Raw genomic sequence first — 21930 nt, 5'->3', positions numbered from 1 at the left:
CGACAAGATTAAAATTTTTATTTAATTATGAAGTTATTCATAAACTGTTTGAAGAAGATTGATATTTTTTCTTTAACCAATATGTAAATAGGAAACCCTAAAGTCTATACCTAATTATTATTTTACAATGGAAGCTAGAAATGCGAATTTAATAACTGATTCTACTACAGAATATTGGAAGAATATTTTATTAGAAGATGTAAAATTATTAGACCTGCCAAGTAGAAAGCTTACCGTAAAAGAAAGCGTAGGTCAAGGATCAACGTTGCGTACTTATTTTTCTGCTGATGTAACTAGTCAAATAAAAGCTTATACAGCTAAAGACAGTATAGAGTCTTTTTTAATTACTGCATTAAGTGTTCTGCTACAGAGATACACTAATCAATTAGATATCGCTTTTGGTTTAACCATTGATGATAACGATAATAAACAAAATAATTTATCTCTATTTAGAAATACTATAGCTCCTACTGTAGACTTTAATACGTTAAGTAATCAAACAAAAAAAATACTTGCTTCAAATAAAGCGAATATATATCCTACCGATAAATTTATTAAAGATTTCAATCTTGTAAAAGAGAACGGGGAAAATGCTATTTTAGATTTTGTTCTGTCTATAAATTCTCAAAAAGATCAATCTGTTATTTCAAAAGATATTAGTGTTACTGATGCCATTGAGTTTATTGGTACTGTTGATTCTAATTCAAATATCAAGGTAGTATTACACCTTGCTGATGAACAGTTCAAATTAGATGTTGTTTTCAATGAAAATATTTTCGATAAAGATTTGATTGAGCAGTTCATGGTTCACTTTAAGACTTTAGTGTCACGTTTAATTGAGCAGCCATCAACTCCTGTAGGAAATATTGATTTCCTTTCTAAAAAAGAACGCAATACTTTGTTGAGCGATTTTAACAAGCCTGTTGTAAACTATCCAAAAGAGAAAACTATTGTTGATCTTTTAAATGAACAGGCTGCTAAGACTCCTAACAATACTGCTGTAGTTTATGGCAGTACTAGTTTAACATATGATGAGCTACATAAACTATCGAACCAATTTGCAGACTATCTTATTAAAAAACATGGCGCTAGCAAAGGTGATTTTGCTTGTTTACTATTAGAACGTAGCGAATGGTTGATTGTAAGTATGATGGGTATTATGAAGGCTGGGGCAGTATATGTGCCGGTAGATCCTAATTACCCTGTTGAGCGAATCGATTACATTAAGGAAGATAGTAATTGCGATTTTACTGTTGATGCTGCGGCAATTGAAGAGTTTAAGAATACTCTTGATAATTATGCTACTGAAGATGTTAAAAACATTGAATTAGCACCAAACGATTTAATATATATTATTTACACTTCTGGTACCACTGGTAAGCCTAAAGGTGTACAATTAGAACATAGAAATATTGTTAGTCTATTTGTAAACGATGAACCATTCTATGATTTTAATGATACTGATGTTTGGACCATGTTCCATTCGTATTGTTTCGATTTCTCGGTTTGGGAAATGTATGGAGCATTATTATTTGGAGGTAAACTAATCATTCCTTCAAAAGAGGTGATTAAAGACCCTTACGAATTTATGTCCTTGGTAATTAAGGAAAAGGTGACGATTTTAAACCAAACACCATCTTCCTTCTTAAACATTATGGGCAGTCTACCTACAGAAGATGTCGATTTAAATTTACGATATGTAATTTTTGGCGGAGAAGCTTTATTCCCTAAGTATCTAGAAAAGTGGTACCGTAAATTCCCAAGTATTCAATTTGTAAATGGGTATGGTATTACAGAAACTACCATATTTACAACTTTTAATATTATTGACGATGAAGATATCAGAACCAATATTTCTAATATTGGCAACTGTATATCAACTTTGTCTTCTCATGTGGTAAATACCAATAACCAATTACAACCTATTGGTGTTATTGGTGAATTATGTATTTCTGGTCATGGTTTGGCAAGGGGTTATTTGAACAGACCAGAACTGACCAGTCAGAAGTTTATTGATAATCCTTTTGAAGATGGAGAAAAAATGTACCGTTCAGGTGACTTAGTAAAAAGACTTGCTGACGGAACTTTAGAATATATTGGTAGAATAGATCACCAAGTTAAAATTCGTGGGCACAGAGTAGAATTAGGAGAAATTGAATCTTCTATTGATGCTATTTCGGGTATAAAACGTACCGTAGTCTTGCCTAATACAAATGCAGAAGGTGAAGCCAGGTTGGTCGCCTATCTTTTGGCTGAAGGTAAAAAACCTGAAATAAGTAGTATTAAGCAAGAGCTTAATGATAAATTACCAGAGTTTATGGTACCTACATTTTTTATGTGGGTAGATGAGTTTCCAACAAACTCAAACGGTAAAATAGATAAAGAAAAATTACCGGAGCCAAGTTACGTTAGATCAACTTCAGACGTAATATTTAGAAAGCCACGAACAAAGATTGAAAAAGGTCTTGCCAGTATTTGGGAAAAAGAACTAAAAGTATCGGGTATTGGTTTAGACGACAACTTCTTTGAAATGGGAGGTACTTCTATTGTAGCACAAAAGGTAGTTAACGCTATCATGAAAACGCTTCAAGTAAGAATACCGGTGACCAAATTATATCAGCATACTACGATTTCTGCGCTTTCAGAATTTATGAAAGGCCATAAGAAAACAGCATTGTTTTCTAGTAAGCGAAAAGTAAAAAATAAAAACCAGTCTAATGATGTTGCTATTGTTGGTATGGCAGGTCGGTTTCCTGGTGTAAATACCATTGATGAATTTTGGGATGTCTTAAAAAATGGGAAAGAAACGATTTCATTTTTCACGAAAGAAGAATTGGATCAAAGTATTCCGGCATCTTTACGAAATGACCCGTTATATGTTGCTGCAAGAGGTGTCGTGCCTTCTGCAAAAAAGTTCGATGCCCGTTTCTTTGGCTTAACGCCTAAATTGGCAGAAGCTATGGATCCCCAACAACGTTTATTTTTAGAATTGGCTTGGGAAGCTCTTGAAGAATCTGGCCACTTGCCAGAACATTATACAGGTAGGGTAGGAGTATATGCAGGTACAGGTACAAATACCTATTATAAAAAGAATGTACTGCCAAATAGCGAGGTTGTAGAAAGCATTGGGCAACTGCAGTTAGATACGGTGAACGAGAAGGATTATGTGGCTTCAAGAACCGCGTATCAATTAAACTTAAAAGGTCCGGCGGTTAGTGTCCATTCAGCATGTTCTACATCACTATTGGCAATCGCCGAAGCCGTAGAATCTATACGTAATGGTCATTGTGAAGTTGCACTGGCGGGTGGTTCTAGTATTACCGCACCTATAAATAGCGGACACCTTTACCAAGAGGGTTCTATGCTCAGTACCGATGGTCATTGTAGACCTTTTGATGCTCAAGCAAAGGGAACTGTTTTTAGCGATGGAGCCGGAGTAATCGTTTTAAAAGATTTAGAAGAAGCCAAAAATGACGGAGATGTTATTTACGGCGTAGTAAAAGGTGTTGGTATAAATAACGATGGTGGCGGTAAAGGAAGCTTTACGGCACCAAGTGCAGAAGGTCAGGCAAATGCTATTAAAAGTGCCATTGACAACGCCAATATTTCACCTGATACCATTAGCTATGTAGAAGCGCATGGTACGGCGACTCCGTTAGGGGACCCTATAGAAATAGATGGTCTTAATCTCGCTTTTGGAGAACAATCAAAAAATAATTTTTGTGGTCTAGGTTCTGTAAAGAGTAATATGGGGCATATGACTGCCGCAGCAGGTGTTGCGGGTGTAATAAAAACAATTTTAGCATTTAATCATAAACTAATACCGCCTTCTTTAGGTTACGATAAACCTAATCCTGTAATTGATTTTGAAAATAGTCCGTTTTACGTCAACAACAAATTGACTGATTGGAATGTTGAAGGTCCACGAAGAGCGGGTGTAAGTTCATTTGGCGTAGGTGGTACCAATGTTCATGTGGTTTTAGAGGAATATGAAATGGAGGAGAAGACTTCCAAATTTCAACGTCCTTTGCAACTACTACCTATTTCTGCAAAAACCGAAACAAGTTTAGCGGGATTCGAAACCGTATTAAAAAAACAAATCGATGCTAAACCAGAATTGAATTTGGCAGATGTTGCCTATTCTCTAAGTACTACTAAAGCTAATTTCAATAATCGTAGATTTATTTTAGCGAGCGATACAAATGACGCTTCTGAGTTTTTGATTGATAACGATCTAAAGGCTACGCAGTCTTCAGTTGTAAAAAACGTTCCGAGTGAGATTGTATTCTTACTTCCTGGTCAGGGTTCCCAGTATTTAAATATGGGTAAAGATTTATATGATGGGGAAAGCGCTTTTAGAGAAGCTGTTGATAATTGTGCCGATTTACTGTTAGATACCATAAAAGTAGATATTAGGAAAATCATTTTTCAGGATGCGAATTCTGAAGATGCGGAAAACAAGTTACGAGATACCCGTTATACACAACCTGCTTTATTTACCATAGAATATGCCCTTTCACAATTATGGATGAGCTGGGGAATACTGCCTACCGTATTATGCGGACATAGCCTTGGGGAATTTGTAGGTGCTCATTTAGCCGGAGTTTTCAGTTTAGAAGATGCCTTGAAATTAGTTTCAATGCGGGGTATTCTGGTCAGCGGACTTCCAAAAGGGAGCATGCTTACCGTGAGAATAGACCAAGAATCGCTAGAAAAAATTCTTCCGAAGACATTATCAATTGCAGCTATTAACTCCGTTAAACTTTGTGTAGTATCTGGCGAAGATGATGAGATAACGAAATTCAGTGAGCTTTTAAAAGAGCAGAGCTTAGCATACCGTTTAATTGCTACCAGTCATGCCTTTCATTCATCTATGATGGATCCTATTTTAGAGGAATTTCGTGATGTGGTCAAGAATATCAATTTAAACATTCCTGAATTACCAATAATATCTACCGTTACAGGTACTTGGCTTACGAATGAAGAGGCTGTAGATGCTGTATATTGGACAAACCATTTACGAGATACCGTACGATTTTCAGATGCTATGGATACCATAGTGAAGTTAGAAGACGTTGTATTGTTAGAAGTGGGTCCGGGTAATACGCTTACCACTTTAAGTCGCCAGAATAAGGGCGCAAAAAATATAAAATCTTTAGCTTCATTACCTATCCCGAAAAATGATGAGAATTCTTATCACGGGGTATTAAAAGCTTTAGGTCAATTATGGCTAACTGGTCTTACCATAGATTGGAACGCCTTATACACAAACCAAGAAAGGCAAAAACTGAGATTACCAACTTATGTTTTTGACCGTAAACCATGCTGGATCGACCCTCTGGTTTCTATTCCAAAAGAAAGAACCCATTTGAATGCCGATCAGCCCATAACTAGAATAATAGAAAAACCAAAAAGTGCCGCACCAATGAGAAACGTCTCTATTTTAAATAAAATTTCAGAGTTAATTTCAAATTCATACGGAATTGAGCTTGAAGTTGCCGACAAAGACAGTAGCTTTCTAGAATTAGGATTAGATTCTTTAATTCTAACACAAATGGCGATTACCTGTAAAAAAGAATTCAAAATTCCGATTACATTTAGACAGCTTAATGAAGGTATAAACACTCCTGAGCTTCTAGCTAATTACTTAGATAAGAATTTGCCGGCAGAGTTTATGGCGCCACAACCGGTTGCAGAAGCAGTTCCTCAGCCAGTTACCGCTGTTAATCACGTGCAACAAGCTATTCCTGCTAATTATAATACTTCGGCAACGAACCAAACGGCAATTGGCTTAATAGGTGAGCAGCTTAACTTATTAAGTAGGCAGCTTCAGTTGTTACAAGGTAATGCGCTAGCTCCAGCTCCACAACCTGTTACTGTTCCAAAGCCTGTTCCGGCAAAAGTGGTAAATGGATCGGCTACTTTAGATGCTCGTTCAGAAAAAGAGAAGCTTGAGCATAAAAAACCGTTCGGTGCATCACCAAGAATTGAAAAGCAATCTACAGGTTTAGATCAAGAGCAATCGCAGTATTTAAAGGATCTTACTATAAAGTACAATACCAAAACTATTGGTAGTAAAAACTATGCTCAAGATAATAGAGCTAAAATGGCAGATCCTAGAGTAGTATCTGGGTTTAAGCCATTAACCAAAGAGTTGGTGTACCCTTTAGTAATTGGTAAATCTGCAGGTAACCGTTTATGGGATGTAGATGGCAATGAATACATAGATGCCTTAAATGGTTTTGGTTCTTGTTTCTTTGGCTATCAACCCGATTTCATTAAAAAAGCGATGCATGACCAAATTGAATTGGGTTATGAAGTAGGACCACAACACCCTTTAGCAGGTGAGGTTTGTGAACTTTTATGTGAATTTACAGGTCATGATAGAGCTGCTTTGTGTAATACGGGGTCAGAAGCGGTGCTAGGAGCTATGAGAATTGCACGTACGGTTACCGGGCGTTCACTAATTGTGGCATTTACTGGTGCTTACCATGGTATTAATGATGAGGGTATTGTAAGAGGTTCCCAAAAGAAAAAAACGTTTCCGGCTGCTGCAGGTATACTTCCAGAAGCAGTTCAGAATATGTTGATTCTTGATTATGGAACGGATGAAAGTTTACAAATAATAAAGGAGAGAGCTCATGAAATTGCAGGGGTACTTATAGAACCTGTTCAAAGTCGTAGACCAGAGTTTCAACCTGTAGAATTTATAAAGAATGTAAGAGAACTAACTACTAAAGAAGAGATTGCTTTTATTTTCGATGAGGTGATAACCGGCTTTAGAATGCATCCGGGTGGTGCTCAGGCATTATTCGATGTCAAGGCAGATTTAGCTACCTATGGTAAAGTTATGGGCGGCGGAGTTTCCATTGGTGCCATTGTAGGTAAAAAAGAATATATGGATGCGCTTGATGGCGGATTTTGGCAATATGGAGATGATTCTTATCCTGAAGTAGGGGTGACCTATTTTGCAGGTACTTTTGTTCGTCATCCTTTGGCTTTAGCTTCATCAAAGGCAGCCTTACTTCATATGAAAGAACAAGGTCCAAGTCTACAAGCGAATGTATCTGCTATGACAGAGCGCATGGCAAAAAGCCTAAATGCTACTTTTGCAAAAGACGGACTCCCCATAGAAATCACTTATTTTGGATCGTTATGGAGATTGAAGTTCAAGAAAGATATTCCGTATTCAGAATTACTATTCGTTAGTATGCGTGAAAAAGGAATTCATATTTGGGACGGCTTCCCTTGTTTCTTGACCACTGCGTATACTAGTGATGATGTTGATTTCTTGATGAAAACATTGTTGTCTTCAATAGATGAGTTGGTGGCTGTAGGAATCCTTTCTAAAGAAGGTTTAAACGGTAATCATGTTGCTAGCTCACAATCATCTTTTGATAAATTAAATACGCCTCCAGTACCTGGAGCACGTTTGGGTAGAGATGAAAAGGGTCAGCCGGCATGGTATGTAGCAGATGCGAGTCAAGAAAGTGGCTATATGAAAATTGATATTTAATTAATGTTCATGTGTACTTAAGTATAGAATAGAGAATATATCAATTTAAATGATACACGTATTATTTACGTATTTAACCAGTGAAAATAACGATGAGTTTTTTGCAAATGCGCACCATAACTTCTCGGAAGATTTTAATAAAAAAGTATCTAAATATAAACGTTGGCAAGATGCTAAATCGACGGTTCTTGGTAGGTTGTTATTAGGTTATGGTCTAAAGCATTTTTATAAACAGGATATCGAAAATCTTAAGATGAATTTTTCCAAGGATAAAAAACCTTTCTTTGAAAATTCATCTATACACTTCAATATATCGCACTCTAAAGAGCTCATCGTGTGTGCAATTTCTTCTACAGGAACTATTGGCATAGATGTGGAGAAAATAAGTGATTTAAATATAGAAGATTTTAGAGAGCAGTTTTCTGAGAATGAAATCGGTAGAATGCATAATTCTTCAAATACACTAAAAAGCTTCTACAATCATTGGACCCAAAAAGAAGCGATTGTAAAGGCAAATGGTTCTGGTTTGCATATACCTTTGAATTCATTTGAAATAAATAGCCAACAGGCAACAATTGCAGATCAATGTTATTATTTGAAGGAAATACATCTCAATCCCCAGTATATATGCAATGTAGCTACCCAAAATATAATATCCGATAACGTAATGACGTTAACAAGTCTCAATACGGAATTAATTACAGATTTTGGGTCATGTAATAATTTTAAATCTTTTTGCTAATAGCGGTGTATGCCTTGTGTGGCCGTTAAAGTGCTTTCGTTTATATCTCATCTGCTTAGGTGGCAATTGTGATATAGATGAATTTCTTAATTACGACGATTATATAAACGATGACGTCGGAATTTATAAGCAATCAATTTTTGTTTGATTTAATTTTGAGCCTTATCATGTACAATAACTATAAGCTACAAACTTTACTATTTATGAAAGCTGATATTTCCCCATTTAATTTTAAGAACATAAGAAATTCATTGTTTAGATTTTCTTTACTACTACTAGTTGCATTACAAATTTCATCTTGTGGTAGTGCAAAAAAGTCTTCTTACTTTAATGAAGTAGGTGACAATTCGTTTGCTACTTATTTTGAACCATTAGAACCAATATTACAGAAGAACGATTTGTTAAGCATAAACATTACTAGTTTAAATGCAGAGGTAACAGAGATGTTCAATCTAGCCAATAACGCTGGTGGTGCGCAATCTATAGGATATTTAATTGATCAAGATGGTTACATACGTTTCCCTGTTTTAGGTAAAATAGAAGTTTCTGGGTTGACCAAAAAAGAGCTAAGAGAATATATTAGAGAAGAATTGATTGCGAAAAAGTTATTAATGGAGCCGATTGTAGATATTCGATTCATGAACTTTAAGGTTTCTGTTTTAGGTGAAGTAAATCAGCCTGCGGTATTTACCATTCCTAATGAGAAAGTAACTTTACTAGAAGCGTTAGGTATGGCAGGTGATATGACCATTTACGCACAGCGTAATAATGTTTTGCTAATCAGTGAAGAAGATGGAGTTAAGAGTACTAAAAGAATTGATTTGACATCAGATGAATTATTCACATCTCCAAATTACTATTTGAGACCTAATGATATCGTTTATGTACAACCTAATGATAGAAAGGTTAGAAATACATCTAATGCTGCGCAATGGTTTTCAGTAATATTAGGTTCGTTATCATTAGCGGTAATCTCAATTTCTACTTTTAAGTAAATCTCAAAAGAATATTATAAATAAACGGTTAGTACAGGGCTTAGTGTTTATAAAATAACAACACTGGTTTTATTTACCGATTATTATTTCCCATTTAAATTTAAATATAATGACCGAAAAGGAATATTTTGATTCACAAATGTCTTCCAAACAAAATGTAGAGAATTTTGATTTGAAGGGACTGTTGAATAAATACCTTAAATCATGGAAATTTTTCATGATTTCTTTGTTAGTGTTTTTGGGTTTAGCTGTGGCTGCCTTGCAATTTATAAGTACATCTTATAATGTATCGAGTAAATTATTACTAAAGAATGAAACGTCGAATATAGATGCTTCTGGTAATAATTTAGTTTATAATAATCCTTTTAGTAACTCAGAAAGGGTTAACAATGCTATTGAAGTGCTTACTTCTGTAAATTTAATGCGTTCGGTGTTAGATACGTTGTCGTTACAAGCTAAGATTACGGCTCCAGATGCTTTTCCAAAGAAAGAAATTTATGGGTCGGCATTACCTTTTAAAATGGTAATAGATACATTATACCCATCTGCTTATGAAACAACCTTGACTATTAAATTTGAAGGTGATGATAGCTTTAGTATAGCAGAAGAATTCGAAGATTCATCAGAAGGAGCAAGTACGGTCAGTTCTGATTATGGTTATAATAAATACAATGTTGATTATAAAATTGAAAAACCATACGGTGTTTTTAGAATTATATCCAATGAAGAAAGTACATCTAAAAATACCGAGTTCATCGTAGATTTTAGAGATATTGATGAGATGGCGCATAATTATGTAAAGAAAGCATTAAGTGTTCATGTAATAAATAAAGACGCTTCGGTAATCAATATTTCATTAAAGGAACAAATACCTGAAAAGGGCGAAGATATTATCAATAATCTAGTCGAACTTTATGGATTAAAGTCATTTCTAGCTACAAATGCCTTGGCTTTAAGTAACGTTAAGTTTATAGATGATCGCTTAAATACACTTTCTACAGAGCTTAGTGAGGTAGAAATGAACGTTGCACAGTTTAAAACGGATAATGAATTGGCTAGTGTAGAGTTTGATGCAAATTCTTTTGCGGAACAAGAAATAGATTATGGCAGAAAATTAGCGGATTCGGAAATCGAATTAAAGGTGCTAAGTGCTATTGAGCGCAATTTAAAAAGGGGAGATAATGAATCTACCATAAATTCGTTGAGTGTCACTAGTCCAAACTTAATTTATTTAATTGATAGTTATAATAAGTTGCAGATAGATAAGAAAAGTTTGCAGCGAACTGTACCTGAGAACAATCCTAGAATGATTGATATTAGAGATCAATTAGAACAGCTTAGGAGAAATATATTGGGTAGCCTTTCAACATCTAAGCAAAGTTTAAGAACTACAATTAATAGTATTAAGGGTAGATCTGATCAGTTTGCAGAGAAGAAGCAGAGAATTCCAACCATGCAAAGACAATTACTTGAGATTAGTAGAGAGCAGGGTATTAAAGAGAATTTGTTTCTATATCTATTACAAAAAAGAGAAGAAGCAGCTTTAATGGTTGGTGTTAGAAATGATAATTTCACAATCATCGATAGGGCTATAACCGATTTTGAATCTGGTTCGCCTAGTAAAAAATTATTTCTTTTAGTTTCCTTTTTAATGGGTCTTATGGTACCAATTGGTTTTATACACTTAAAAGAAGGTTTAAGCACTAAAGTAAAGAATAAGAAAAATGTTGAGGACAGAATAAGTGTACCCGTAATTGGTGAGATAGTGCATAACAAGTCTAAAAACAATTTAATAGAAAAAGGAGAAGAAAAAAGTCTTTTGGCGCAGAGTTTTAGAATGATGCGAATGAATCTAGATTTTATGCTCTCTAAAAAGAAAGTACAAACGGTTTTAGTGACTTCAGCTATTAAAGGCGAAGGAAAAACCTTTTTCTCTTCAAATATGGGTGTCGCCTTGGCTTCATCTAGTAATAAGGTGCTAATACTTGAATTAGACAAACACAATCCTGAATTGATTGAAGCTTTAGGAGAAACCAAAAAAGAATATGGTATTTCTAATTATTTAAACCAAAGTCATAATACTATAACGGTTCATGATCTTTTAATTCCAGTAAGTAATAATCCAAATCTTTTTGCAATTGGTTTAGGGTCTGAAAATATTGACGGTCTAGAATCTTTCAATTCGAATAGAATGGAAGTATTGATGAATAATTTAAAACAAGAATTCGATTATATATTAATTGATTCAGCGCCTATAGGTAAATTGGCAGATACTTTTGCACTTTCGAGATTTACAGACTGTTGTATTTATATGGTTAGGGAAAACCACTCTAATCTAGAAGATTTAGCAATAATAGAAGATATTAAGGTGAACAAAAAATTTAAAAACCCAATGGTGGTTTTAAACGATGTAACTTCTAATAAGTAGGTTGATTATTTCACCGAAAAATACTAGTACAAGGTAAAAAGAGAATGAATATATATTATATTATTACTTTGTTTTTTTTACTATTTGCTTCTAAAGCCAATTTTTTAGTTCAATCTAATTTAGCTTGGTTTGGTTTTGAAGTATGTATGATATTTGTTGCCTTTTATTTTAAAAGGGTGAAGAAAAAAGATGTGCAGTTTTTTTTAATAAGTGCTGGAGTTTATTTTGCCTACATTTTATTTCGGTTCAAATTAAACCAGTTACCCAGCGATTATTTTAAGAGTGATGTATTTTACTTTTTCAAGTTCGTTTTTACATCCTACTTATTTTGTTTGATTTTAAAAGAGAAGACACTTTACTATTTAGTGAAAGTAATTTCACACTTGGCCTTGGTATCTATTCTATTTTATATCATTCAATTTTATCAAAACGGGGCTATTGTTAAAGCGATAGGTAATACGTTCGAAAGCCTCACGGTAAATGATAATTCACTTAGGTACACCAACTTTTTAATATATACCTATGATACTATTCATTATTATAGAAATTCTGGTTTTTGTTGGGAACCTGGGGCTTTTGGTTCGTTCTTGACTTTAGCGCTGTTATTCAATTTTTTAATGAATGACTTTAAGTTGAATAAAGAAGCATTTATTATTACGCTTGCTATTTTAACAACGGTATCCACTACTGCCTATTTGGGTGTATTTCTATTATTTTTCTTGAGATATCGTGTTTTAAATAAGGGTAGTAAAGTAACCATTATTGCCTTTGCTATAATTTTTGCATTAGCGATACCTAATGTGCCGTTTTTAGGGGAAAAAATAGTTGAAATTTATGAGCAAGATATAAGGGATCTTAAAAGAATTGAGCAATTATCTACTTATTATGATGATGTGCAAAGACAAATTCCTTTGAATAGATTTGCTAGTGTAATTTTTCTTTATGAGCAATTTGATTGGAAATTGTTTTTAGGGGTGAGTAACCAATATGATGAGTATTATATAAATGAATACAATATCAATATATCTAATGGTATAATGGATTTTATTACCAAATTCGGTGTCGTAGGGCTCTTTGTGTTATTATATCGTTTTGGTAAAGTATGCAAGGTATATCTCCGTAAAATGGAATACGTATTCTATGCAATACTTATTCTTTTAATTCTGAGTTTTGGAGAACCTATTTTAATGTTGCCTATTTGCGTGATATTTATATTTTTACCAACATTTAAGAATCAAGATTTCTCGGCATTATCTTATGCTTATAGAACTAAATATTTAAAAGTAGCAAATACCCAATAATCTATAATGATAAAAGCATACAATACAGTCAGGGTATTTATTAAATCTTATTTCGAAGGAAATTCAAGAACTAATTTGTTGGTTAAGAATGTGTTTTCTTCTTTGATATTAAGAGGCTTGGGTACGGCCATAAATTTCTTGTTTGTGCCATTGGTGATTAATTTTGTAAATGCTGAACGATATGGTATTTGGTTAACATTAAGCTCTGTATTAACCTGGTTTACACTTTTAGATATAGGTTTTGGAAATGGATTACGAAACAAGTTTTCTGAGGCGGTCGCCTTAGATGATATTAAAGAACAACGTAAATTAATACATACTACAGCAGCTGTTTTAATACTTATTTCAGCCCTCATCTTTATCCTTAATGTCATATTTACCGATCAAATAAAATGGGATGAATTTTTGGGTGTTGATGCTTCGTACAGAACAGAGTTGCAGCAGCTTGTATTTTTACTGATTTCCTTTTTTAGCTTACAGTTTATATTTCAAATTTATAATCCCATACAGTACGCATTACAAAAACCGGCAATGATTGCGAGAACAATTTTGGTTGGTAATGCACTTGGGCTCATAGGTATATTGTATTTGAGAGAATTTTCAGAACCTTCATTATTTAATTTGGGTTTTGTGGTTATGGGTAGTAATGTGCTTTCTATATTCTTGTTTACAGCATATTTCTTTATTGTACAAAGACGAGATTTAATACAAAAAATAGAAAAACCTACACTAGATACCTTAGGATCTATTTTCTCTTTGGGGATTAAGTTTTTCTTTTTGAATATTGCCTATATGGTACAGTTTCAAACAAGTAACTTTTTAATCAGTAAATATTTTACACCAGAAAAGGTTACGGAGTTTAATATCGCTTTTAAGCTTTTTAGTGTGGCTTCTTTGGTTTTTGGTATCATATTGAGTCCCGTATGGAGTTCGGTTACCAATGCCCAGGTAAATAATGATTATACTTGGATAAAGAAGTTAATTAAGAAGTTGTTACTCATTTGGGGTGTTATTGCTATAGGTAGTATTATCGTATTAATGATTGCACCTACCATTTATAATTTATGGATCGGTGATATCATAACCATACCGTTTATAACGTCATTGGGTGTGTTGTTAATTGTACTTTCTAATTGCTTTTCAGAAATATTCATTAGTGTTCTTAATGGTATGGGCAAGGTGAATCTGCAATTTTATATTTCCATTTTTGTAATCATATTTTTTGTACCGATAGCCTATTATTTCTCGGTAGAATTAGAGTATGGTATTTTTGGAATATGTATGGCAATTGTAATAACGAATGTCAACGGATTAATAGTAGCGCCCTATCAGGTGTATATTGAAATGAGAAAAAATCGAAAGTTACCAGCTTAGTAAGTTGAATTAAATTAATGATGATGTCAACTAAAGAAAAGAAATTAATTACTGTTTTGCTTACGTGTCACAATCGTAAGGCAAAAACGTATAGCTGTTTGCAAGCGTTGTCTAAATGTACTTTAGATGATGGTTTCGATTTGAATATATTCTTGGTAGATGATGGTAGTACCGATGGTACGACCGAGTATTTGCAGGGTAAGTTTGATAACCTTCAGATTATACAAGGATCCGGGAGTCTATTTTGGGCCGGTGGTATGCGAGCTGCCTGGAAATATGCGAATGAGCATGAAAATAATACAGATTACTATCTGCTATTAAATGATGATACCATTGTTTTTGAAGATACCATTACTAGATTGTTCAGTGATTTAAAATCAGTTAATGAGCCTAAAAGCATCATCGTGGGCCCTACTATGGACCCAGATACAAAGAAGATATCTTATGGCGGACATCAGCTATTAAACAGACTGACTTTTAAAAGTAAAATGTTAATACCTAATAATGAGTTTCCTCAGAAGTGTGAGTTAGGTAATGCTAACATCATGTTGGTGCCAAAAGAAGTGTACAAAGAAATTGGATCTCTAACAGAAAGCTATACGCATGGTATTGCAGATTTTGATTATACCTTGAAAGCTTTGAAAAATGGTATTAACAGTTATATATCAAGTGCCTATTGTGGCTATTGCACAAATGACCACGGGGTTAATTGGCTGCCTCAAGACAGTAATTTAAAAGAAAGAATAGCGTATTTGTATAGTCCTACGGGGTTATCATATAAAGAATATTTACAATTTGTTAAAACACATTTTCCATTACACCTGCCCCAAGCCTTCTTATTTTTGTGGGGTAAAACCTTGTTCCCTATTATTTGGCAATTATTTAAAAATGAAGACTACTTAAAATGAGAACAACCATAACCACACCACAAGCACCGGTACTTTTTATCATTTTTAATAGGCCTGAACAAACAAAAAAGGTTTTTGAAATGATACGAAAGGCGCAACCTAAAAAACTTTATGTTGCGGCAGATGGACCACGAAATAATGGTAAAGACGATCAACGTTGTAAAGAAACTAGAGCTATCATAGATTTAGTGGATTGGGACTGCGAGGTTAAAACACTTTTTAGAGATGAAAACATCGGTTGTGGTTTAGGACCAAAAGAAGCAATTGATTGGTTCTTTGAAAATGAAGAAGAAGGTATTATTCTAGAAGATGATTGTTTGCCATCAGAAAGCTTTTTTAAATTCTGTTCAGAATTGTTAGAAAAGTATCGAGATAATAATCAGATTATGCATATTGGAGGTTCTAATTTTCAGAATGGATATGTGCCTGATTCAGATTATTCATATTATTTCTCTTATTTTAGTCACGAGTGGGGTTGGGCTAGTTGGAGAAGAGCTTGGAAGCATTATGATTATGAAGTGTCCACCTATCCGGAGTTAAAAAAGAAAGGATATTTCGATAAGTACTTTTCAAATTTTATTGAGAAAAAATACCGACTTAGCAAGATAGAAAAAACAATCAAAGCCAAAGAAGTCACTTGGTGGGATTATCAGTGGGATTATACCAAACTAGTCAATTCAGGATTGTCAATTATTCCGAATCAAAATATGATTAAAAATCTTGGTTTTGGGGAAGATGCTACACATACGTTAAGTGCTAATGATGAAAGGCAGAAAAATGAAGCGCATGAGATAAACTTTCCGCTGTCCCATCCTAATTTTATTATTAGAGATACAAAGGCAGATAGTAGGTATTTTAATTGTTTCTTTAAAACCACCGTTGTACGTAGAAAAATATTAGGATTCTTAAGAATTCCAGGGTATTCAACTCGTGGATAATTTTAGCAAGCAAGTTTAACTATAATCAATAGCTGTCATCAATTAGCGGCACTACAAGGAAAATCAAGTACAATAGGGTCTCTTGGTTCAAAATCGATATCGTCCCTATAGTCTACAACTTCAAAACTATATTCTGGCCAAATAATATTGGTAGGGTTGCATGACTCATAAACAAGGCAGTCAATAATTTTATTGCCGCCAGAAGTATCAAAAGCTGCAAATATTAATGAATTAGATGCTGGTAGCCCTCTGTTTTGTCCTAATTCTCCACATATAATTTGCTTAGCACGTAATCTGTTAAAAGTTACATTACCAGAACCTTCAACTGAAGATGCAACACCGTTGCCCATCTCTAAAAAATCTACATCTTCAACAAGTCCGCCCGTACCTCCACGTGCGCCTTCGGTATTTTGATCTTCAAACATCACACCAACACCATTGGGGCTGTTGTTACCGACTATCAAACCTTTTTTAATCTGTTGGCCTGCGCTTTTGTAGATACTAATATTGTCTTCGGTCCAAGCAATTTCTCGGTCATTTATGACTGAAAAATTCTCTAGCAAACCTCCAATACATTTATCGTATTGCACTAATTGCCCTCTAGGAAAAGGACCTCTCATATTATGACCTTCAATATAGGTCAATACAGATTCGTCACATTGGTCTAATCGAATACCTGTAGAGCCATCTTCAACTTTTACATACGTAATAACTAGATTTTGAGAATCAAATCCTTCAATACAATTTCTAGTAGCATCTGCTAAAGGTCCACTAGAGGGAGCATCTGTATATGTTATGGAACAGTTTTCAATAGTTAGGTTATCTGCCTCAGAGAATTTAATACCCATATAAGCACCAGTGTATTCTATAATACAATTAGATATTACTACGCCGGTAAAACCATTAATTTCTATACCATGTTGATTTGATGTTTTTATATTCAGGTTTTCTATGCGCTGATTATTTTCAGTGACAACTATTGGTCCTGAATCTTGACGATTGCTTGAACATGGAGTCTCTACGATCTCAGGTTCTATAATCTCAGGCTCAACAATTGTTGGTATTACGGTATAGTTTTCTTCGGATCCATTTTCAGTAGTTACCGTATAGGTGACTTCCTCACTAAAATCTTGTGGAGTAGTGGTATCGGGTATTACGGTAGTAGCCGAATCAACGGTAATGGTAGGTTTTAGTTGAAGCGTAGATATGCTACTGGTATCAATGTCAACATATATAAGATTTTTTTCTTCATCAATAACACCAATAATATCTGTGTTCAAACCTATGTTATCAATAGATTGAATGCTGAATTCAGTAATTCTAAGAATTGGAATAAAAACAGATTCTTCTGTTGTGGTATCAGTAATAACAGATTCGCTTAGAATATCATGATCGGACGAACAAGACCCTAATTGCAATAAAGGGAATGTTAGTACAAGTAAGGTAAATACTGTATTGTTGAAGTACATGGGTTTAAATGTGATTCTTGCCATAACGTTTATTTATATCATTGGGCCATGAATAAATATTGAAGTGTTTAGTCTGTATTGTCTACTCTCTATGAATAACTGATTTTTCCGTTGAATGTTGTTCTAGTAATATAAACAGGTTAATTTATGGAGTGAATATTGATAATTTGCAAAAAAAAATATTATAGATGAAGAGATATAATTTTTATAAGAAGGTTAAATAATTAAAATAGATCTAGAAAAAATGGATTTATATAAGATAGTACACTTACTAAATACTCTTAAATTGAAAATAAACTTACCTTTTCTGCAGATAAACGTAATTTTATTGTTAATAATTTAGAATTGGATATCTTTGCTTTAAATTCTAATAACCCCCCGGAGTAATTACTATTCCTAAATTACAGCTGTTAAGATTTAACGGTTAGTTGGTTTTAAGAGAATGTATTTACTATGATTTTAGATGATTATATGATTGCTACTGATATTAATTCAGAAGTTTTATGTCTTGGTTACCCTATTTATAATTCTTCACTTGATAATTTGCCTAATAAATCAAAATTGTTGGTGAATACCATCAATCAATATTCATATTGTATTTCAGAAGAAGATGCTACTTTTAAAGAAGCACTTTTGAAAAGTGATGTTATTTTGCCCGATGGTGTTGGTATTGTATTTGCATCAAAGTGGTTGAATGGTGTTAAGGTAAAAAAAATAGCTGGGGCAGATTTTCATGAATTTCAATTAAAACGTTTAAATAAGATAAATGGTTCTTGTTTTTACTTGGGTGCTTCTAACGAAACCTTAGGTAAGATAGAGACCAGGTTGAAAAAAGAATACCCAAATGTAAAATTTGGTAGTTACTCGCCTCCTTACAAGCCTAGCTTTACAGAAGAAGATAATGCTAAAATGATACAAGAGGTGAACAATTTTAGCCCAGATGTATTATTTATAGGTATGACAGCTCCAAAACAAGAAAAATGGAGCTACGCACATAAAAATGCGCTCGATGCTAAAATCATTTGTTCTATAGGTGCTGTATTTGATTTTTATGCAGGTACAGTAGAAAGACCTAATAAGATATGGCAAGATTTAGGTTTAGAGTGGTTTGGTCGTCTTTTAAAGGAACCTAAAAGAATGTGGAGACGTTATATTTATTACGGTGGTGTTTTTGCTAAACATTTGGTGAAGGCTAAATTTAATTGATTATAAATATTTACGGCTAAGCGATATTGCAAAATCTTTAGCCTTGTTATATCTAAATGCAGTATTAATTTTAAGTATTTTCTTTGTAGTATAAATTTTAATCTACTATTTATTAATTACATAGGTTTAGACTTGAATTTTCTATTGAATTGTTAGTCCCTCTTAATCTAAAACAACCGGGACTGGTAGTAATAACCTCTACTCCAGATAATGTGACGTTAACTCCATCTGCACTGTCTAATGGATATACCGTAGAAGTCAATGAATTATCTTTGAGTACCATATTTTCGAATATCACATTATCTAAATTACCTACAAACCTTAAGGTGTTAAATTTATGATTGGCTTGGAAAATATTTGTTTCACTTTCAGCATACAGGTTTTTAAATATACCGTTAGATATATTTTGCATATCCGCTAATCCGTCCCGTCTGTAAGAAGCGTAACCATCTACATTTACGTTAGTGATATTATCTGTCAATTTAAGGGAATTACAATACCCACCACCCGATCTAACATTAACGGATCCAACATATTCTCCATAATCTATAACATCAGACATGTATACTTCGTTTGAATCATTTGGTTGACCGTCTCTATTAATGTAAAATAAATGTGGTGGAGGAGACCAAGTACCACCATTTCCGCCAATGTCACCGCCAGCAGCATTTTGAATATCGGTATATCTATGTGATCTTACTGTCTCAACATTAAAATTAGATACATTACCTTGTATGCCCATAATTGTGCCATCCAAGGTCAATCTCCTTAAAGTAACGTTTGAGGTTTGGGTTTTTGGATCAGTACTTTCGTTAGTTACGGTACTACCTTCATTATATTCTGTTGTTAATTTCATAAAGTAAGGACAGAATTGTTGTGCATTTGCCCCATCAGGAACTCTTAATGACAAATCTTCTAATAATATATTCGAAGAACCTCTAATATTAAAAACGGCCCAAAAGGAAATTGCTCCCGACCATGCAGGGTCAGCGCCAGAAAAAGACATTCCTTTATTGGCAATTAACCAGTTTTCTACCTGTAATTGATTGGCGGCATTTGTTTGCGAATCAATCGGTAAGGTAGAATAGGTTTGATCCCATACCATATTTAAATTTTTAAAGGTAACATTATCGGCAAGTGCTATTATAAATGCTGGTGAACGTAAGTTGTTGATAATTAATTCTGATTCAGATGTACCCTCTATCCAATCATTATCATTCAAGAAAATTGACTTTGTACCAGTGGCCGAAACATCAATAAACATTTTTCCATCAATCAAAATTTTGGCATTTGTATTATTTGCTTGCTTAAGGGTCTCTTCAAGATAGTCCCTGTCATCGGTCGAACCATTCATGTAAGCACCAAACCATTGAGGCTTAATAAACTCTGTGCCAAGGGTTCCTGCTAAGTTAATAGATTCAAAAATACGTTGGTTGTCTTCAGTTTGAATTATTGTATTGTTGAATGATATGGTTCCATTAACTAAGGTGCCACCTTTAAATACTAAGGTAATATTTTCTGGTAATATTATTTCTTGACCACTAAACTCAAAACGGTCAAAAATCTCCCATGAAGCATTACTCATATTTGCAGGAATATTACTCCAATCAAAATTGCTTGGGATTACAAAATTCGTACTACTTATGTCGTCGGTACCACTAGTATTATCAGTTTCCTCGTTTCCTTCGGGTTCTATTGTTACAGTGCCTTCTTCAATTGTAGTAGAACCATCTTCCTCTTCTACTTCAATGACATAATCAAAGGTGTCTGTTTCATGATTGTTTTGATTTTCGGTCTCAGAATCGTCGGATGATGATTCTGAGGTTTCAGGCGTTTCGGTTGTTTCAGTTGCTGTTTCTGATTCTTCTTCTGATTCATTCGAAGAATCTTCATTTGGCGTTTCCGCAGTGCTGGATTCATCTTCATTTTCAGAAGTATCTGCAGGAGTATATATAATTTTTTGATTTTCACTGATCTCTATAGCTCCATTTTCTGGGTTAGAAGTTTGAATAATTTTCACATTTTGCCCTTCTACAAATGTGTCATTGGCTAATACATCTAAAACTATAGGGTCATACCCGTTAATTATAAAAGCATCATCTACTGCATATTGATTATTGTTTTCATCAATGTTAGTGACATATTCTGAGAGAATATCTGTATCCTTACTACAAGAAAAGTGAAGTGAAAATATTACTAATAAAAAAAGCATATTTATCTTCTTGAAAACTAAACGTTGCATAAATAGGTTCATATTGTTGATGTAATTTTGGGATGGTACTTAAGCAATTACTTTTGGGGTTGTAATTATTTAAATATTTATTCTGTTAATTATTAACTGTGTTTTCTTTATTTTTTTGATATACGTATACAATTAAGGTTTTGGTTGTCCAAGACCTTGATTATTAGACTATTGTTTTTTAAAATGTTGTGAAAACCTCATTAAGGATAAGTAAAATTTTACTTTTTTTTGTAAAGAAATATTTAAATATTTCTTTACAAAAATATTTAAATAAATAAAATAATCGATGAAATATTCAAATAATCGTTGAAATACACTTGATAATTTTTTAATCTATTTTTTGTTCAACTTTTTTGAGTAAAACTTGAATAAAATGTAATTAATGGTTTAATTACGTTGGTTTTCACAAAAAACTTAATTAACAATATTTTGATTAAAGGATTTATTAAGAATGTAGAAATACAGACTTGGGTAAGATTAGAATTTGTCTTTTTTAGGAAGTAAATAGTAAGTACAATTAAGAATTTCTCTTAATTAAATTTTTATAATAGAATTGGTAATACTGAATAGGAAAGATGCAACTCCATTTAAAAAAATGGAGATCATTGTTTATATATTTTATTTCTAAAATTATTACGTAGTTTTTATTAAATAAATATAGGATATTTCAAAGAACTTATATTAAATTACGGTTATTGGAAAAATTCTGTTTTCTTGAATAGTATTAATCTTAATGTAGGCTTCCCTAAAAATAGGACAGTTCATAATTCGAATTTACTAACTTTAAATTCAAACTGTCACGATGAAAAAC

General features: G+C 33.4%; 11 protein-coding genes. 9 read left to right on the top strand and 2 right to left on the bottom strand.

Annotated elements, in window-relative coordinates:
• Positions 1-127: 127 nt before the first annotated feature.
• From Q4500_RS02975 to Q4500_RS02940, 8 genes are all read left to right on the top strand, one after another.
• Positions 128-7516, top strand: coding sequence for a non-ribosomal peptide synthetase/type I polyketide synthase (locus Q4500_RS02975; RefSeq protein WP_303598266.1), 7389 nt, complete (start codon positions 128-130; stop codon positions 7514-7516).
• A 49-nt stretch (positions 7517-7565) separates the two neighbouring features.
• Positions 7566-8258 (top strand): 4'-phosphopantetheinyl transferase superfamily protein, encoded by a 693-nt coding sequence (locus Q4500_RS02970; RefSeq protein WP_303598265.1) that lies wholly within the window; start codon positions 7566-7568, stop codon positions 8256-8258.
• Positions 8259-8461: 203 nt separating this feature from the next.
• Positions 8462-9253 (top strand): polysaccharide biosynthesis/export family protein, encoded by a 792-nt coding sequence (locus Q4500_RS02965; RefSeq protein WP_303598264.1) that lies wholly within the window; start codon positions 8462-8464, stop codon positions 9251-9253.
• 109 nt (positions 9254-9362) lie between these two features.
• Positions 9363-11681 carry a polysaccharide biosynthesis tyrosine autokinase gene (locus Q4500_RS02960; protein WP_303598263.1) on the top strand — a complete coding sequence of 773 codons (2319 nt, stop codon included), beginning with the start codon at positions 9363-9365 and terminating at the stop codon, positions 11679-11681.
• Positions 11682-12046: 365 nt separating this feature from the next.
• Entirely contained in the window at positions 12047-12982 is a 936-nt protein-coding gene (locus Q4500_RS02955) for a hypothetical protein (RefSeq protein ID WP_303598262.1), read from the top strand.
• 6 nt (positions 12983-12988) lie between these two features.
• The gene (locus Q4500_RS02950) at positions 12989-14356 is read left to right on the top strand and encodes a lipopolysaccharide biosynthesis protein (protein ID WP_303598261.1); all 1368 of its coding nucleotides are present in this window, start codon (positions 12989-12991) and stop codon (positions 14354-14356) included.
• A 23-nt stretch (positions 14357-14379) separates the two neighbouring features.
• On the top strand, positions 14380-15264 hold the full coding sequence (locus tag Q4500_RS02945; RefSeq protein WP_303598260.1) for a glycosyltransferase family 2 protein: 885 nt from the start codon (positions 14380-14382) through the stop codon (positions 15262-15264).
• Entirely contained in the window at positions 15261-16202 is a 942-nt protein-coding gene (locus tag Q4500_RS02940) for a nucleotide-diphospho-sugar transferase (RefSeq protein ID WP_303598259.1), read from the top strand. Before Q4500_RS02945 ends, Q4500_RS02940 begins: the two co-directional genes overlap by 4 nt.
• Before the next feature lie 38 nt (positions 16203-16240).
• Here Q4500_RS02940 and Q4500_RS02935 read toward each other — a convergent pair whose 3' ends face one another.
• Complete coding sequence (locus tag Q4500_RS02935) at positions 16241-17695, bottom strand: right-handed parallel beta-helix repeat-containing protein (RefSeq protein ID WP_303598258.1); 1455 nt, start codon at positions 17693-17695, stop codon at positions 16241-16243.
• A gap of 429 nt (positions 17696-18124) precedes the next feature.
• On the opposite strand from Q4500_RS02935, the gene Q4500_RS02930 reads away from it, so the two are divergent.
• On the top strand, positions 18125-18877 hold the full coding sequence (locus Q4500_RS02930) for a WecB/TagA/CpsF family glycosyltransferase (protein WP_303598257.1): 753 nt from the start codon (positions 18125-18127) through the stop codon (positions 18875-18877).
• 112 nt (positions 18878-18989) lie between these two features.
• Here Q4500_RS02930 and Q4500_RS02925 read toward each other — a convergent pair whose 3' ends face one another.
• Positions 18990-21089 (bottom strand): Ig-like domain-containing protein, encoded by a 2100-nt coding sequence (locus Q4500_RS02925; RefSeq protein ID WP_303598256.1) that lies wholly within the window; start codon positions 21087-21089, stop codon positions 18990-18992.
• Between the last annotated feature and the right edge of the window lie 841 nt (positions 21090-21930).

The sequence above is a fragment of the Maribacter sp. 1_MG-2023 genome, from assembly GCF_030547005.1.
Classification (GTDB): Bacteria; Bacteroidota; Bacteroidia; order Flavobacteriales; family Flavobacteriaceae; genus Maribacter.
Note: the sequence above shows the minus strand (reverse complement) of the source record. Positions and strands in the feature narration are given on the sequence as shown.